Source organism: Nonomuraea sp. NPDC002799 (assembly GCF_053592075.1).
On record NZ_JBSFVA010000040.1, the window covers coordinates 12,603 to 28,635 of the forward strand.

The 16,033-nt window shown below is 70.8% G+C and carries 15 protein-coding genes; 10 read left to right on the forward strand and 5 right to left on the reverse strand.

Going from position 1 to position 16,033, the window contains the following annotated elements; genetic code table 11:
- Positions 1-118: 118 nt before the first annotated feature.
- The 4 genes from ACWD0F_RS43115 to ACWD0F_RS43130 are packed head-to-tail and all read right to left on the reverse strand — an operon-like array spanning position 119 to position 4,023.
- Positions 119-2,044, reverse strand: a complete 1,926-nt coding sequence (locus ACWD0F_RS43115) for an APC family permease (protein ID WP_449887538.1) — start codon at positions 2,042-2,044, stop codon at positions 119-121.
- Entirely contained in the window at positions 2,037-2,411 is a 375-nt protein-coding gene (crcB, locus tag ACWD0F_RS43120) for a fluoride efflux transporter CrcB (RefSeq protein ID WP_449887671.1), read from the reverse strand. Before crcB ends, ACWD0F_RS43115 begins: the two co-directional genes overlap by 8 nt.
- Complete coding sequence (locus ACWD0F_RS43125) at positions 2,411-2,809, reverse strand: fluoride efflux transporter FluC (protein WP_449887540.1); 399 nt, start codon at positions 2,807-2,809, stop codon at positions 2,411-2,413. Before ACWD0F_RS43125 ends, crcB begins: the two co-directional genes overlap by 1 nt.
- Entirely contained in the window at positions 2,806-4,023 is a 1,218-nt protein-coding gene (locus ACWD0F_RS43130; RefSeq protein ID WP_449887542.1) for an ammonium transporter, read from the reverse strand. Before ACWD0F_RS43130 ends, ACWD0F_RS43125 begins: the two co-directional genes overlap by 4 nt.
- A gap of 241 nt (positions 4,024-4,264) precedes the next feature.
- Between ACWD0F_RS43130 and ACWD0F_RS43135 the strand changes: the two genes are divergently transcribed.
- Genes ACWD0F_RS43135 through ACWD0F_RS43180 form a run of 10 tightly spaced genes read left to right on the forward strand, consistent with a single transcriptional unit; the run spans position 4,265 to position 14,857 of the window.
- Positions 4,265-5,197: an urea transporter gene (locus ACWD0F_RS43135; protein WP_449887544.1), complete on the forward strand. Its 933-nt coding sequence runs from the start codon at positions 4,265-4,267 to the stop codon at positions 5,195-5,197.
- Positions 5,198-5,206: 9 nt separating this feature from the next.
- The gene (locus ACWD0F_RS43140; RefSeq protein ID WP_449887546.1) at positions 5,207-5,512 is read left to right on the forward strand and encodes an urease subunit gamma; all 306 of its coding nucleotides are present in this window, start codon (positions 5,207-5,209) and stop codon (positions 5,510-5,512) included.
- A 40-nt stretch (positions 5,513-5,552) separates the two neighbouring features.
- The gene (locus tag ACWD0F_RS43145; RefSeq protein ID WP_449887548.1) at positions 5,553-6,179 is read left to right on the forward strand and encodes an urease subunit beta; all 627 of its coding nucleotides are present in this window, start codon (positions 5,553-5,555) and stop codon (positions 6,177-6,179) included.
- Between the two features lie 5 nt (positions 6,180-6,184).
- Positions 6,185-7,909 (forward strand): urease subunit alpha, encoded by a 1,725-nt coding sequence (gene ureC / locus ACWD0F_RS43150; protein ID WP_449887550.1) that lies wholly within the window; start codon positions 6,185-6,187, stop codon positions 7,907-7,909.
- Positions 7,906-8,577, forward strand: a complete 672-nt coding sequence (locus ACWD0F_RS43155; RefSeq protein ID WP_449887552.1) for an urease accessory protein UreF — start codon at positions 7,906-7,908, stop codon at positions 8,575-8,577. The genes ureC and ACWD0F_RS43155 overlap by 4 nt, the downstream gene beginning before the upstream one ends.
- Positions 8,578-8,598: 21 nt before the next feature.
- Positions 8,599-9,270 carry an urease accessory protein UreG gene (gene ureG / locus ACWD0F_RS43160; RefSeq protein ID WP_449887554.1) on the forward strand — a complete coding sequence of 224 codons (672 nt, stop codon included), beginning with the start codon at positions 8,599-8,601 and terminating at the stop codon, positions 9,268-9,270.
- A complete protein-coding gene (locus ACWD0F_RS43165; RefSeq protein WP_449887556.1) occupies positions 9,267-10,208 on the forward strand; it encodes an urease accessory protein UreD in 942 nt (313 codons plus the stop codon). Before ureG ends, ACWD0F_RS43165 begins: the two co-directional genes overlap by 4 nt.
- A gap of 53 nt (positions 10,209-10,261) precedes the next feature.
- Positions 10,262-11,638 (forward strand): HAMP domain-containing sensor histidine kinase, encoded by a 1,377-nt coding sequence (locus ACWD0F_RS43170; protein ID WP_449887558.1) that lies wholly within the window; start codon positions 10,262-10,264, stop codon positions 11,636-11,638.
- A gap of 58 nt (positions 11,639-11,696) precedes the next feature.
- Positions 11,697-12,461 (forward strand): beta-phosphoglucomutase family hydrolase, encoded by a 765-nt coding sequence (locus ACWD0F_RS43175; protein ID WP_449887560.1) that lies wholly within the window; start codon positions 11,697-11,699, stop codon positions 12,459-12,461.
- Complete coding sequence (locus ACWD0F_RS43180) at positions 12,458-14,857, forward strand: glycoside hydrolase family 65 protein (RefSeq protein ID WP_449887562.1); 2,400 nt, start codon at positions 12,458-12,460, stop codon at positions 14,855-14,857. Before ACWD0F_RS43175 ends, ACWD0F_RS43180 begins: the two co-directional genes overlap by 4 nt.
- A 400-nt stretch (positions 14,858-15,257) precedes the next feature.
- On the opposite strand, the gene ACWD0F_RS43185 is transcribed toward ACWD0F_RS43180, so the two are convergent.
- The gene (locus tag ACWD0F_RS43185) at positions 15,258-15,479 is read right to left on the reverse strand and encodes a hypothetical protein (RefSeq protein WP_449887564.1); all 222 of its coding nucleotides are present in this window, start codon (positions 15,477-15,479) and stop codon (positions 15,258-15,260) included.
- Positions 15,480-16,033: the final 554 nt, after the last annotated feature.

Below are 16,033 nucleotides of genomic sequence, written 5' to 3' on the forward strand. Positions count from 1 at the left end.
CCTGACCAGCCCCAATTGACCCACTTTGCCCGGAAAGATCCCGCTGGTTGGTCGCCCCGCACCACCCCTGGAACCCCAACCGAAACCCCACCGGTGAGCACAAGCGCACACCCCAAGGTCAGCCCGGCGACGCGCCGCCGCGGACGTGGAACGGCTGGAAGCACACCACGGCGCCGGTGTGTTCCCGCAGGGAGGCGGCCAGCAGCAGGTCGCGCTGGGTGTGCAGCAGCCGGTAGCGGGGATGGGGCGGCTCGATGCGGGGGATCACCACGGCGACCCACCTGCCGGCCGCCTCCTGACGCCGCACGTACGCCACGACCGGGCGGACCACCGTGTGGCCGGGGCTGTCCAGGACCTCCAGGCGCACCCCCGGATCCCACCGCCGCCACGCCGCGAGCAGCGTGTCGCGCTGCTCGCGGGCATCGCAGACGGCGACGGCGACGACCTCCCCGCCGAAGGCCAGCGCCACGCTGATCGCCCGCTCGGCCAGGGCGCTGATCGCCGACTCCGGGCCGAGGGGGACGATGACCAGCCGCGCGGCCGCGTCGGGGCTGTGGGGGACCGCCTGCGGCCGGCCGAGCCCGAGCGCGGCGCCGACCCGGCCGTAGTAGCCCTCCACCCAGGTGAACAACCCCATCAGCACCGGGACGGCCACCAGCACCACCCAGGCTCCCTCGGTGAACTTCGTGACGAGCAGCACCAGCGTGGCCACCGTCGTGGCGAGGGCGCCGACGCCGTTCAGCAGCGCTCTGCCGAGCCAGCGCGCCGGGCGCAGCCGCACCCAGTGGCGCACGAGCCCCACCTGGCTGATCGTGAACCCGGTGAACACCCCGATGGCGAACAACGGGATCAGCCGATGGGTCTGCGCGCCGACCGCGATCAGCAGCACGGCGGCCAGGACGGCCACCGCGGCCACGCCGTAGCGGTGCACCGGCCGCTCGGAACGCAGCGCGAACAGGTGCGGCAGCCGCTGATCCTTGGCCAGCAGGCTCAGCAGCACCGGCAGGCCCCCGAAGCTGGTGTTGGCGGCCAGCCCGAGCGCGAGGGTGACGATGACGCCCACCGCGAGGTAGAGCCAGCCCGTGCCGTAGGCGCCGGCGGTGAGCTGCGCGAGGATGGTGACACCCGCCCGCGGGACCACCTCCTCGCGCCGGATGAGCAGCGCCATCCCCACCAGCATGACGCCCAGCAGCACGCCCAGCATCAACTCGGTCCGCTGCGCCCGGCGCACCGCCGGCCGGCGGAACATGGGCACACCGTTGGCGATGGCCTCCACCCCGGTCAGCGCCGAGCAGCCCGAGGAGAACGCCTTGAGGATCAGCAGCACGCTGAGCGCCTCGAAGGCGGGCAGGGGCATCGCCGTCCCGACCACCGCCGCCGGGTGCGGGCGGGCCAGCCCGACGACGACCATGCCGAGGATGCTCACGATGAACAGCAGCGCCGGCACCGCCAGCACGCGCGCGCTGTCGGCGATGCCGTACAGGTTGAGCGCGGTGAGCACGGCCAGCCCTGCCAGGCAGACCTCCAGCAGGTGCGCGCCGAGGACGGGAAAGGCGGAGGCCAGGCTCGCGGCGCCCGCCGCCAGGCTCACGGCCACGGTGAGCACGTAGTCCACGACGAGCGCGGCGGCGGCCATGATGCTGACGGCCGGGCCGAGGCTCTGCTTGGCCACGGCGTAGGAGCCGCCGCCGTCGGGAAAGGCGGCGATCACCTGGCAGTAGGAGGTCACCAGCAAGATGAGCAGCGCGGCGATGGCGAGCGTGATCGGCAGGGTGTAGCCGACCGCGGCACTGCCGGCGGCGACCAGCACCAAGGCGATCGCCTCGGGGCCGTAGGCGACGGAGCTGAGCGCGTCCAGGGACAGCGCGACCAGCCCCTGCAGGCTGGTCAGGTGGCGTTTGTCGCCCTCCCCGTGACGGAGCTGGACCTTCGGCGCGCGCCTGGCCGACAGCGGCCCGCCCGTGGTGGCGACGGCGCGGCCCGCCCGGGGGCCTGGGTCCCGGCGACCACTGGCCGCGGGGGAGGGGGCGGGCGGCTCAGACACCGATCGCCCGGCCGAGGAGGTAGCCGAGACCGACGGCGGTCAGCCCGGCGATCACGTTCATCGCGATGTTGGCCAGCGCCTTGCCGGTCGATCCGGCGCTCAGCAGCCGGTAGGTGTCGGCGCTGAAGGTGCTGAACGTGGTCAGCGCGCCGCAGAACCCGGTGCCCACCAGCGACAGCACCACGTGCGCCAGGGCCGCGCGCGAGGCGATCCCCATCAGCGTCCCCAGGACGGCCGAGCCGATGACGTTGACGGTGAGCGTGCCCCAGGGCAGGGCGGAGCCGGCCCGCCGGGTGACGAAGGCGTCGAGGAGGAAGCGGGCGGGCGCGCCGGCCACACCGCCGACGAACACGGCCAGGACGAGCATCACCGCCGGAGCCCGCCGATCGTGATCCCGGCCCAGACGGCCAGCAGCCCCAGGACGACGCTGAGCGCGAGGTAGACGGCGGCCCAGCCGGGCGAGCCGCCCACGGTCAGCTCGCGCACGCCGTCCACCAGATGCGAGAAGGTGGTGAACCCGCCCAGGAACCCCGTCCCGAGCAGCATCCGCAACGACCGGCTGTGCGGCGGACGAGTGGTCAGTTCGCCGGTCAGCAGCCCCAGCAGCAGGCAGCCTGCCGTGTTGACCACGAGCGTGGGCCAGGGCAGCGGATGGGAGGCGCCCATCAGGGTCTCGGTGAGCAGGTGGCGGGCGACCGCACCGGCACCGCCGCCGACGGCGACGAAGGCCGGCGCGCGCGCCGGACGCCGGGCGCCGGGCGTCACCCCTGCGTTCCGAACTGCACGTCGGAGCCGGCGAGCTGCTCCGCATCACTCTCCTTCATCCGCAGCAGCCCGTCCACGACCCGGCCGATCAGGTAGGTGACGACGAAGGAGTACAGGGCCACCACGACGACGGCGGCGATCTGCTTGAGCAGCAGGGCGATCGAGCCGCCGTACAGCAGACCCTTGGAGGTGCCGGCGATGAAGCCGGTGGACAGCAGGCCGAGCAGGACCACGCCGACCACGCCGCCCGCCCCGTGGACGCCGACCACGTCGAGCGTGTCGTCGTAGCCGAGGACGAGCTTCCAGGTGACGGCGAACGACACGACGACGGCGGCGACGACGCCCACGATCAGGGCCCCCTCGGCGTTGACGTAGGCGCAGGAGGGCGTGATGGCCACCAGCCCGGCCAGCGCGCCGGTGGCGGAGCCGAGCCGGGTGAAGCGCCGGGATTTGACCCATTCGATGACCAGCCAGGTCAGCATGCCGGCCGCCCCGGCGATCATGGTGGACAGGAACGCGTTGACCGCGACGCGGCCGTCGGCCATGGCCGAACCGGCGTTGAAGCCGAACCAGCCGAACCACAGCAGGCCCAGGCCGAGCATGACCAGGGGGATGTTGCTCGGCTGGGGCGGCTCCTTCCTGCGGAAGCGGACGCCGGGGCCGAGCGCCAGCGCCAGCGCCAGACCGGCCATGCCGGAGTTGAGCTCCACGACCAGGCCGCCGGCGAAGTCGAGCACGCCCCACCGGCTGATCCAGCCCGCCGGGTCGAACACCCAGTGCGCGATGGGGAAGTACACCAGCGTCACCCAGACGACGGAGAAGACGATCCACGGCCCCAGCCGGGTCCGCCCGGCGACCGATCCGCTGATCAGCGCCACGGTGATGATGGCGAAGGTGAGCTGGAACAACGCGAAGGCGTAGGTGGGCACCCGGCCGTGCAGCATGTCGGGCGCGATGCCGGCGAAGCGCAGGTCACCGAAACCGATCAGCCCGGCGCCACCCACGTCCGGGCCGAAGACCAGGCCGTAGCCGTAGGCGAACCACACGATCGTCACCAGCGCGATGGAGACGAAACTCATGAAGAGGATGCTCAGGACGTTCTGCGCGCGGACCATGCCGCCGTAGAAGAAGGCCAGCCCGGGGGTCATGAGCAGCACCATGGCGGCGCTGACGAGAACCCACGCGGAGTCTCCGGTGTTCAGACCTGGCGGCATCGCTCGACCTCGTTTCCTCCCCTCAGAGATGATCGGCCCGGCCACCCCGAAAACCGCACATGGCGCGACTTTTGCCGGAACATAGCGTTTCGCCCATAAGGCGGCTTTCCCTTCCCCGGGCAAACAGCAGCAGCATTTCGCAAAATCAGTTCCGCCGACGGGCGCGCGGCGCTTTGGGAGAGGTTCTGCGGGAATGACGTCCCTTCGTCGAACCCCTCCCGTCGAAGAAGGGCCGAAAGACGTGCGCGCTGTGGTCTCTGACCTGCCGCTCGGCACCCTGCGCGGGGTCAGCCAGGTCGACTTCCAGAGCGACTACCGCACGGCCGTCTGCTTCATCGTGGCGTTGTTCGCCGGCGGCTGGCAGTACGGCGTCTTCGGCCTGCTCGGCACCGTCGTGGCCACGCTCACCGCCTGGATCCTCGGCGCCCGCGCCGACCGGGTGGCCGGCGGGCTCGAAGGCTTCAACGGCACGCTGATCGGCGTGGCGCTGGCCCTGTACTTCGACGCCCGCTGGATCACCGTGCTGCTCGTCGTCATCGGCGCGATCATGGGATCCGTCCTGACGTCGGCGCTCAACGCGCTGCTCACGCCGCACCACCTGCCGACGTTCACCGCACCGTTCTGCGCGGTGACCACGATCATGCTCGTCGGAGCGCCCGGCTACGAACGGGTCTGGAGCGGGCGCCACCCGGCGGCGCCGCCGTCGGCCGCCTTCCCCGGCTCGGCGGTGACCGTCACCGACCTGTGGCAGGGACTGCTCAACGGCATCGGCCAGGTGTTCTTCCAGGGCACCTGGTACGTCGGGCTGATCTTCCTGATCGGCCTGCTGTTCGCCGGCCTGCGGGTGGCGGCGGCCGCGCTGGTCTCCAGCGCCGTCGGCATCGTGGTCGCCGTGGTGCTGGGCGCGCCCGCCGCCGACATCGGCGCCGGCCTGTACGGCTACAACGCCGTCCTCACCGGGATCGCCCTGTGCGCCACCTTCGTCGCACCGACCGCACTCGGCCTGCTGTACGCCGCGGCCGGCGTGGTGTCGGCGACCGTGCTGACGGCGTTCGTCACCGACCTGTTCGCGCCCATCGGCGGGCACACCCTGACCTGGCCCTTCGTCCTGGTCACCTGGATCTTCCTGGCGGCGGTGCCGTCATTGTCCGGCCTCCGGCGCACCACCACCTAAGGAACTGCCATGAACCTCGCTCCACGCGAAATCGACAAGCTGCTGATCTACGTGGTCGCCGACCTGGCCGCCAAACGGCGCGGGCGCGGCCTCAAGCTCAACTACAGCGAAGCGGTCGCCCTGATCAGCAGCGCAGTCCTCGAAGCCGCCCGGGAGGGCAAGACCGTCGCCGAGTGCATGGAACTCGGCAAACAGGTGCTCGGCGCGGGCGACGTCATGCCCGGAGTGCGGGAAATGCTCAAGCTGATGCAGGTCGAGGCGTCGTTCAAGGACGGCTCCAAACTCGTCTCCTGCCACGACCCGATCGGCGGCTGACCTTCACCGGCCCACCATCAGGAGTAAGGAACAGCCCATCATGACGGACACCGAGCGGGTCATCTACGCGGAGGGCCCCATCGAGATCAACGCCGGCCGGCCCACGGTCACGCTGACCGTGCGCAACACCGGCGACCGGGCCATCCAGGTCGGCTCGCACTTCCACTTCTTCGAAGCCAACCGGGCGCTCAGCTTCGACCGCGACAAGGCCTACGGCATGCACCTCGACATCCCGGCCGGTACCGCGGTCCGCATCGAACCCGGCGACACCCACCAGGTCACCCTGGTCGCCTACGGCGGCGGCATGCGCGTCGTCGGGTTCGCCGGCCTCGTCGACGGCGGCCTGCGGGCCAGGGACAGCCGCACGCACGCGGCGCGGCGCCTGGCCGAGCTGGGCTACGCCGACCAGCCGGAAGCCTCCGCGGCCCTCCGGCAACCTGCCGCCCCGGCGGCCACCACCAAGAAGGCCACCACGCAACCGGCCACCACCAAGAAGGCCGCCACCAAGCCCGCCACCACGAAACCGGCTGCCACGAAGGCCGCCGTCACGAAGGCCGCCGTCACCAAACCGGCCGTCACCAAGCCCGCCACCACAGCGCCGGCCACCACCAAGAAGGCCGCCAAGAAACCCGCCGCGAAGAAGCCGGCCACCAGGAAGAAAGGCTGAGGCCGATGAGCACCATGAGCCGCAAGCAGTACGTGGACATGTTCGGCCCCACGGTGGGCGACCGGGTCCGGCTGGCCGACACCAACCTGATCATCGAGATCGAGAAGGACCACGCGGCCGGCTGCTACGGCGACGAGGCCGTCTACGGCGGCGGCAAGACCGCCCGCGACGGCATGGCCTCCGACCCCGGCTCCCGCAACACCACCATCGCCCTCGACCTGGTGATCACCAACGCGGTCGTGCTCGACCCGGTGCTGGGCGTGATCAAAGGCGACATCGGCATCAAGGACGGCAGAATCGTCGGCATCGGCAAGGCCGGCAACCCGCACACCCAGAACGGCGTCGACCGCCGCCTCATCATCGGCCCCGGCACCGAGGTCCTGGCGGGCGAGCACATGATCGCCACCCCGGGCGCCATCGACCCGCACGTGCACCTCATCGCCCCCCAGCAGGCCGAGGCCGCGCTCAGCAACGGCATCACCACGCTGATCGGCGGCGGCACCGGCCCCACCGACGGCACCCGCGGCACCACCTGCACCCCCGGCCCGTGGAACATCGGCCGGATGCTGCAGGCCGTCGAGGCGCTGCCGGTCAACATCGGCCTCATGGCCAAGGGCAACGGCAGCCTGCCCGCCCCCATCGCCGACCAGATCGAGGCCGGGGCGTGCGTGCTGAAGGTGCACGAGGACTGGGGCTCGACCCCGGCCGTGCTGGACTGCGCGCTGCGGGTGGCCGACGACTACGACGTGCAGGTGGCCCTGCACGCCGACAGCCTCAACGAGGCCGGCTACCTGGAGGACACGATCAGCGCGATCAACGGCCGCGCCATCCACACCTTCCACTCCGAGGGCGCCGGCGGCGGGCACGCCCCTGACATGATCCGCATCGCCGGTGAGCCGAACGTGCTGCCGTCCTCGACGAACCCGACGCTGCCGTACACGATCAACTCCGCCGACGAGCTGCTCGACATGGTGATGGTCTGCCACCACCTCAACCACGCCATCCCCGAGGACGTCTCCTTCGCCGACAGCAGGGTGCGGGTGGAGACCATCGCCGCCGAGACCGTCCTGCAGGACATGGGCGTGATCAGCATGTTCTCCTCCGACTCCCAGGCGATGGGCCGCATCGGGGAGAGCTTCACCCGCGCCTTCCAGACCGCGCACCACTGCAAGGACCAGCGCGGCAAACTCCCGGAGGACTCCCCGCGGCACGACAACGAACGCGTCCTGCGCTACCTCGCCAAACTCACCATCAACCCGGCCAGAGCCACCGGCATCGCCGAAACGGTGGGCTCGCTGGAGGACGGCAAACTGGCCGACATCGTGTTGTGGCCGTTCACCTCCTTCGCCGCCAAACCGGCCCTGGTGGTCAAGGGCGGCCTCATCAACTGGTCGCAGATGGGCGACCCGAACGCCTCGCTGCCCACACCGCAGCCGGTGTACTACCGGCCGATGTTCGGCGCGATGGGGATGGCGCAGCGCAAGAGCAACGTGACGTTCCTGCCGGACGCCGCCATCGCCGCCGGAGTGCCCGAGCGGCTCGGCCTGGAGCGGCTGATCGCCCGGGTCCGCCACACCCGCACGGTCGACAAACGGCACATGATCCGCAACTCCGCCCTGCCGAAGATCACCGTGGACCCCGAAACGTTCAAGGTCACCGTGGACGGCGAGCACGCCACCATCGCACCGGCCCAGGAACTGCCGCTCAACCACCTGTTCTTCCTGGCATGAACCTGCTCGCCCAGCTCCAGCTCGCCGATTCGGCCTTCCCCGGCGGCCTCTACACCCTCTCCCACGGGCTGGAGGCCTACACGCAGGCGGGAGCGGCGGACGTGGCCGGGCTGCTGCGGGACATGCTGCTGCACGCGGCCGGACCGGGCGACGCCGCCGCCCTGGCCCTCGCCCACCGCGCCGTGACGGCCGGCGACTGGGACACCGTCGTGCGGGCCGACCGGCGGCTGCACGCGATCAAACTCAACCGGGAGATCCGGGCCGCCGCCACCAGGACCGGCAACCAGGTCCTGCGCACGGCCGCCCTCGTCTTCGCCACCCCGGAGCTGGCCCGGCTCTCAGCCCTGGTCGAGGCCGGCGCCACCCCGGGCAACCACGCCGTCGTCCTGGCCGCCGCCCACGCCGGCCTCGGCGTGGGCGTGCGCGAAGCGGTCACCGGCGACCTGTACGCCTTCGCCGCGAGCTGGGTCAGCGCCGCCGTCCGCCTGCGCGCACTCGACTTCCGCCAGGCCCAGAGCACCCTGTACGGCGCCGCCGCCACGATCGAACGCGCCACCACCATCGCCCTGGCCGCCCGCGACCCGGGCGACCTGCACGCCACCACCCCGATCGCGGACACGATGAGCGCCGTCCACGAACGCGCCACCGCCCGCCTCTTCACCACCTGACCGGCTCTTTGAAAGGCACCCATGCACCCGCACCGGCACGCACCCGCCGACCACCCCGGGCACCCCGCCATCGACCACACCCTCAAGATCGGCATCGGCGGGCCCGTCGGCTCGGGCAAGACCGCCCTCATCGAGGCGCTGGCCCCCATCCTGCTCGAGCGGGGCCACAGCCTCGGCATCATCACCAACGACATCTACACCGTCGAAGACGCCCACCACGTCAAACGCACCCTCGACGGCGTCCTGGACCCCGGCCGGATCGTCGGCGTGGAAACCGGCTCCTGCCCCCACACGGCCGTCCGCGACGACCCGTCGATGAACCTCGCCGCCGGCGCCGAACTGCTGCAGCGCTACCCCGACATCGACACCCTGCTGTACGAGAGCGGCGGCGACAACCTCACCCTCACCTTCAGCCCCGCCCTGGCCGACCTCTACATCTTCGTCCTCGACACCGCCGAAGGCGACAAGATGCCGCGCAAACGCGGCCCCGGCATCACCGACTCCGACCTCCTCGTCATCAACAAGATCGACATCGCCCGCTACGTCCGCGCCGACCTCACCGTGATGGAACGCGACGCCCACCACGTCCGCGACGGCCGCCCCGTCATCCTCACCGACTGCCTGCGCGGCACCGGCGTGCCGCAGGTCGCCGACTTCATCACCAGCCGCAGACCGGCATGCTCACCGACGTGAGACGGCCGCCGGACCGGCTGGCCCCCGAGCACTACACGATCGCCTCCCTCCCGCACGAGGTGGCACGCTACGCCCACGTCCCGGACACCCTGCCGGTCGGCAGCCCCGGCAAGGTCGGCGTCCTGGAGCTGGCCTTCGAGCGACGCGGCGGCCGCAGCGAACTGACCGGCCACTACCAGAAGACCCCACTGCAGATCATGCGGCCGCTCTACCACGACCCGGCCAGACCGGACCTGCCCCACGTGATCGTCATGTCCACCGGCGGCGGCATCGTGCAGGGCGACCGCTACCGCATCGACGTCACCTGCGGCGCGAACACCGCCGTGCACCTCACGACGCAGGCCGCCACCAAGATCTACCGGATGGAGCAGGACTACGCCACCCAGCTCATCTCCCTGTCGGCGGGACCGGGCGCCTACCTCGAACACCTGCCCGGCCCCGCCATCCCCTTCGCCGGCTCCCGCTTCTACCAGCGCACCCAGCTCACCGTCGGCCCCGGCGCCACCGCGATCCTCGGCGACAGCATGCTGGCCGGCCGGCTGGCCCGCGGCGAACGCCACGCCTACACCACCTACTGCAGCGACCTCGACGTCACCGGCCCCGACGGCGGCCTGCTGTTCGCCGACCCCGTCCGGCTGACCCCCGCACACTCCCCGGTCACCGGCCCGGCCATGTTCGGCGACCACGGCGTGCTGTCCACCCTGTACGTGATCACCACCGCCGTGCCCGCCGACGACCTGGCCGCCGCCCTGCACGCAGCGGTGAGCGGCAGCGGACTCGCCGGCGGGGCCAGCGTCCTGCCGCACGGCGCGGGCGCCTGGGCCAGACTCCTGGGCCCCGAATCCCCGCACGTCAGCGCCACCATGCACCACCTGCGCGACCTCGCCCGCCACCTGACCCACGCCCCCGCCCACTCCGCCCCCCGCGTACCCGGCTGAGCGAAAGGGGCGAGCGCATGGAGCAACGACGACGCCGGTCGATGACGACACGCATGACACAGTTCACCGCGGCGACGGTCGCCCTGCTGTCCACCCTGCTGGTGGCCACCGTCATGATCGCCATCCACCGCTACGCCACCGACAACCTGCTGACCGAACTCGCCGCCACCGGCGGCCGCGTCGCCCACCAGGTGGAACACCACCGGCCCAGCACACCCCTGGCCGCCCACCCCGACCGCAACGTCCAGATCGTCGACGCCCACCGCACCGTCATCGCCTCCACCCCGCACCTGCACGGCAAACCCGCCATGGCCGCCTTCACCCCCGCCGGCGTCACCATCACCGGCCACGTCGTCTGCGGCGGCGTCTTCCCCGCCGGCGACTGCCACCACGTGATCGCACAATCGGCCTACCACGACGGCCAGGACTGGGTCGTCTACAGCTCCTCACCCACCATCCCGCCCTACGTGACCCCCTGGCTGGCCGCCACCGTGATCGCCACCGCGATCCTGCTGGCCGCGGCGATCACCGCCCTCGGCCACCGCATCGTCACCGCCTCACTCAGACCCGTGACCGCCATCCGCGCCGAACTCGACCAGATCACCGACACCACCGGCGACCGGCGCGTCTCCCTGCCACCCGGCCAGGACGAGATCCACGACCTCGCCGACAGCGTCAACCGCACCCTGACACGCCTGCAGGCGGCCATGCGGCAACAGCGCCACTTCACCTCCGACGCCTCCCACGAACTCGCCACCCCCATCGCCGCGATACGCGCCGAAGTCGAAGACGCCCTGTACGCCCCCCAGGACACCACCGTGCCCCGGCTGGGCACCACCGTCCTGCGCAGCGTCAACCGGCTGGAGACGATCCTGAAAGACCTGCTGACCATCGCCCAGCTCGAAGCCGGCCGCCCCCTGGACAGCGAACCCATCGACCTCGCCCAGTTCGTGACCGCCCAAGTCCGGCAACGACCGGCACCGGCGCACCAACACCTCCTCCAAGACCTGCAACCCGGGGTCACGGTCATCGGCGACCGCGCCAAACTGGCACGCCTGTACAACAACCTCATGGACAACGCCGAACGCCACGCCGCCACCACGATCTCCATCGACGTACGGCACGAGCCCGCCCCCCCACGCGACACCCACCGCTTCCCCCACGGCATCGCCGTCCTGCAGATCAGCGACGACGGACCCGGCATCGACCCCGACAAACGCGAACAGGTCTTCCAGCGCTTCTCCCGGCTGGACACCGCCCGCAACAGAGACACCGGCGGCACCGGCCTCGGCCTGCCGATCGCCCGTCAGATCGCCCAGGCGCACGGCGGCACACTGCACATCGCCGACAGCCCCCAAGGCGCCCGCGCCCTCGTCCGCCTGCCCGCCGCGGACGCCCAGCACCCGCAGGCCCCCGCCACCAGCCGGTGAGAAGCCGCAGGGGAGGGGTAAGGGCAGGTCAGAGCACAGGGCGCTGATCGGGGGATCAATGCTGGGACTGCCCGAAGGCATACGCGGGTGCCTGTTCGACATGGACGGCGTGCTGACCCGCACCGCCGGCATCCACGCCGCCGCCTGGAAGACCATGTTCGACGACTTCCTGCGGCCACGGGCCGAACACACCGGCACCCCATTCGTGCCCTTCGACGCGGTCACCGACTACGACCGCTACGTCGACGGCAAGAAACGGCTCGACGGGACCACGAGCTTCCTGCAGGCCCGCGGCATCACCCTGCCCCCAGGAACACCCGGCGACCCGCCGGACGCCCTCACCCTGCACGGGCTGAGCAACCGCAAGAACGCCCTCGTCCAAACCATCATCGACCGCGACGGCGTGAGCGTCTTCCCCGGCTCCCTGCGCTACCTGCAGGCCGTCCACGACGCCGGACTGCACACAGCCGTGGTGTCCTCCAGCGCCAACACCGAGCACGTCCTGGCGGCCGCCGGACTGTCCGGCCGCTTCCAAGCCCGCATCGACGGCACCATCGCCCAGCAACGGCACCTGGCGGGCAAACCCGCCCCCGACATGTACCTCGCCGCCGCGCAAGCACTGGAACTCACCCCCGCACAGGCCGCCGTGTTCGAAGACGCCCTGGCCGGCGTCGCCGCCGGCCAGGCAGGATGCTTCGCCTTCGTCATCGGCGTCGACCGCACCGGACAGGCCGACGCACTACGCGAACACGGAGCCGACATCGTGGTCGGCGACCTGGCCGACCTGCTCACACCACCGGCACCCTCCGGCAGCACCCGATGATCCGCCACCCCGCGTTCGCCGTCGAACCCTGGTCGGTACGCGAGCGGCACCTGGACCTCAACGTGCTGGCCCAGACCGAATCGGTCTTCGCCCTGTCCAACGGCCACATCGGCCTGCGCGGCAACCTCGACGAAGGAGAACCGTACGGACAACCCGGCACCTACCTCAACGGCTGCTACGAACAACGGCCCCTGCCGTACGCGGAAGCAGGATACGGATACCCCGAATCAGGCCAGACCATCGTGAACGTCACGAACGGCAAAGTCATCCGGCTCCTCGTCGACGACGCACCCCTCGACATCCGCCACGGCACCCTGCACCACCACGAACGACTCCTCGACCTGCGCGCCGGCACCCTGACCCGCACCGCCCACTGGAGCTCCCCGACCGGCACCCCCGTCCAGATCACCTCCACCCGCCTGGTCTCCTTCACCCACCGCGCCATCGCCGCCATCCACTACGAAGTCCACGCCGTCGACCGGCCCCTGCGCGTCGTCCTCCAATCCGAACTCATCGCCAACGAAACCCAGGAACACACCGCCCACGACCCACGCGCCGCCACACCCCTGCACGCACCCCTCATCCTCGAAGAGAACACCTCCAGCGCCAACGGCCCCGCCATCATGATCCACCGCACCCGGGCCAGCGCCCTGCGGATCGCCGCCGGCATGTGCCACGACATCGACGGCCCCGACGACACCCGCACCGACACCCAGAACAGCGGCGACATCAGCCGCGTGACCGTCGCCACCCGCCTCACCCCCGGACGACCCCTGCGCCTCATCAAATACTTCTCCTACGGATGGTCCTCCACCCGCTCACGGCCCGCCATGCACGACCAGGTCGCCGCGGCACTCGCCGCCGCACAACTGACCGGCTGGCACAACCTGTGCGCAGACCAGCGGCACTTCCTCGACACCTTCTGGAACAACGCCGACGTCGAAGTCGAAGGCGACCCCGAAATACAACAGGCCGTACGCTTCGGCCTCTTCCACCTCCTGCAATCAGCCGCCCGCCTCGAAGAACGCCCCATCCCCGCCAAAGGCCTCACCGGCTCCGGCTACGACGGACACGCCTTCTGGGACACCGAGATCTTCGTCCTGCCCGTCCTCACCTACACCTACCCCCAAGCCGTCGCCGACGCACTGACCTGGCGCAAAACCACCCTCGCCCCCGCCACCGAACGCGCCCGGCAACTCGGCCTCGCCGGCGCCACCTTCCCCTGGCGCACCATCCACGGCGAAGAATGCTCCGGCTACTGGCCCGCCGGAACCGCCGCCTTCCACATCAACGCCGACATCGCCCACGCCGTCACCCAATACATCGACGCCACCGGCGACACCCCCTTCGAACAACAGACCGGCCTCCCGCTCCTGATCGCCACCGCCCGCCTCTGGCAAGCCCTCGGCCACCACGACGCCACCGGCCACTACCGGATCGACGGAGTGACCGGACCCGACGAATACAGCGCCATCGCCGACAACAACGTCTACACCAACCTCATGGCCCAGCAGAACCTCCGCGAGGCAGCCGAAGCCGCCACCCGCCACCCCGAACAAGCCGCCCACCTCGACGTCACCCCGCACGAGACCGACCGATGGCGCGACGCCGCAGCCGCGATGTCCATCCCCTACGACGAACGACTGAAGGTCCACCCCCAAAACGAAGGCTTCACCGCACACGCACCCTGGAACTTCACCGCCACCCCACCCGAGCACTACCCCCTGCTCCTGCACTACCCCTACTTCGACCTCTACCGCCGCCAAGTGGTCAAACAAGCAGACCTCGTCCTCGCGATGCACCTGCGCGGCGACGCCTTCACCGCCGAGCACAAAGCCCGCAACTTCGCCTACTACGAAGCCCTGACCGTCCGCGACTCATCCCTGTCCGCCTGCACCCAGGCAGTCATGGCCGCCGAAGTGGGACACCTCGACCTCGCCTGCCGCTATCTCGGCGAAGCCGCCCTGATGGACCTGGAAGACCTGGAGAAGAACACCGTCGACGGCGTGCACATGGCCGCACTGGCCGGAGCGTGGATCGCCCTCGTCGCCGGACTGGGCGGCATGCGCGCCGAGGAGGGACACCTGCGCTTCGCCCCGCGCCTGCCGGCCGGCCTCACCCGGCTGACCTTCCGGCTGCGCTACCGCGGCAGCGCGCTGAGCGTCAGCACCACCCGGGAAAGGACCACCTACCGGCTCCTGCACGGCCCGCCGATCACCCTCACCCACCACGGCGAGCAGATCACGCTCGCCGACAGCACGCTCACCCGGCCCAACCCGCCCCCACCGGCCCTTCCCGGCCACCTTCGCCAACCGGCCGGCCGCGAGCCCGCCCCACGCCGCCCGTACCGGCCGGACACCCAAGACGCCACCCGCCAGGAACCGCAGGGCCGCTGAGCACGGCCGGGGGAGAGGCGCGCAGAGCGGCCAGGTCCAGGCCGGAAGGCAGCGACGACAGGAACCTCAGCGGGGAGAGCGAAGCAGAGCGACGGTGTGCCCGAGCAGCGGGAGCGACGCCGCGCTGCGGGGGACAGGGGCTGCCTTGTCGTGGCCGGGGGGAGGTGTTGCTGGGTCGGCCGGAATGCGGAGACCAGTTCGAATAGGGCGCCCGGTCGCGATCGGGCAGGCGGCCGGCGGCGGTCAGGCGGCCGAGGATCGATGGTGTGGAGTGGGGCGGTTCCGTGAGGGCGGGACGGCAGGCGGCAAATGGCATAAGAAAGTACATTGCGGGCGATACCAGACAGAACCCGCATTCTGTCTGGTATCGGATCGGGGTCCGGGCGGCCGCGGTGGGGGGTCATAGACGGTTGACGAACCTGGCGGCCGCGCGATGGCTCATGCCGGTCTCACCGCGTACGAGGAAGACGGCGTCCTTGATCTGCCCGAGTGCCTTCAGCTCGCGAGCTTGATCGACAAGGTCGATGCTCGGGTTGGGCCGGTTGCGTGGGCTGCGGGTGAGCCGGACGGCGAGGATGATCAGCCAGATGGCGGCGGCGACGACGACTGCGGTGATTGCCATGAGCGCGGCGGTGGTCATGCCGGGGTGTGTTCCCGGGTGTGCGGTGTTTATTCGGGACGTCCGCTGGTTGCTCGATAATGAACATTATGTCAAGTAGGCCGGAGAGGGGGGTGGGTGCCTCCCCTGACGGGTGGGACCGCGGTGTCTGGTGGGAACTTTTTCTCGCGGTCGCCGGGCCGCGTCCGGAGGTGTCGCGGCGGTCGCGGAAACGGTGGTGAGCTGGGGTTTCGCGGGGTGATGCGGTGGCGTTGCGGTGCCCTGCCGGGCGTTGACGGCGCTTTTGACGCTCTGTCGATTCGCTGTCCCTGGTGGGAACTATGGTTTTAGGGTGGAGCTCCTGCTATTCGCGCCGCGAGAGGAGCAGCACGTGGGGAGCCAATCGGTGTTATGCCCGGTATGTCAGGGGGTTGTGCCCGCTTCCGGTAGGGAGGCGTACACGCCGTTGCGGGGCCGGCTCATTGTGACGAACGGCTATTGCGGGGGTGGGTGCGCCGAGCGGCGGGCTGAGGCGGTGGATCAGGCTCAGCAGCAGACGCAGCAGATGGCGCGTCCGC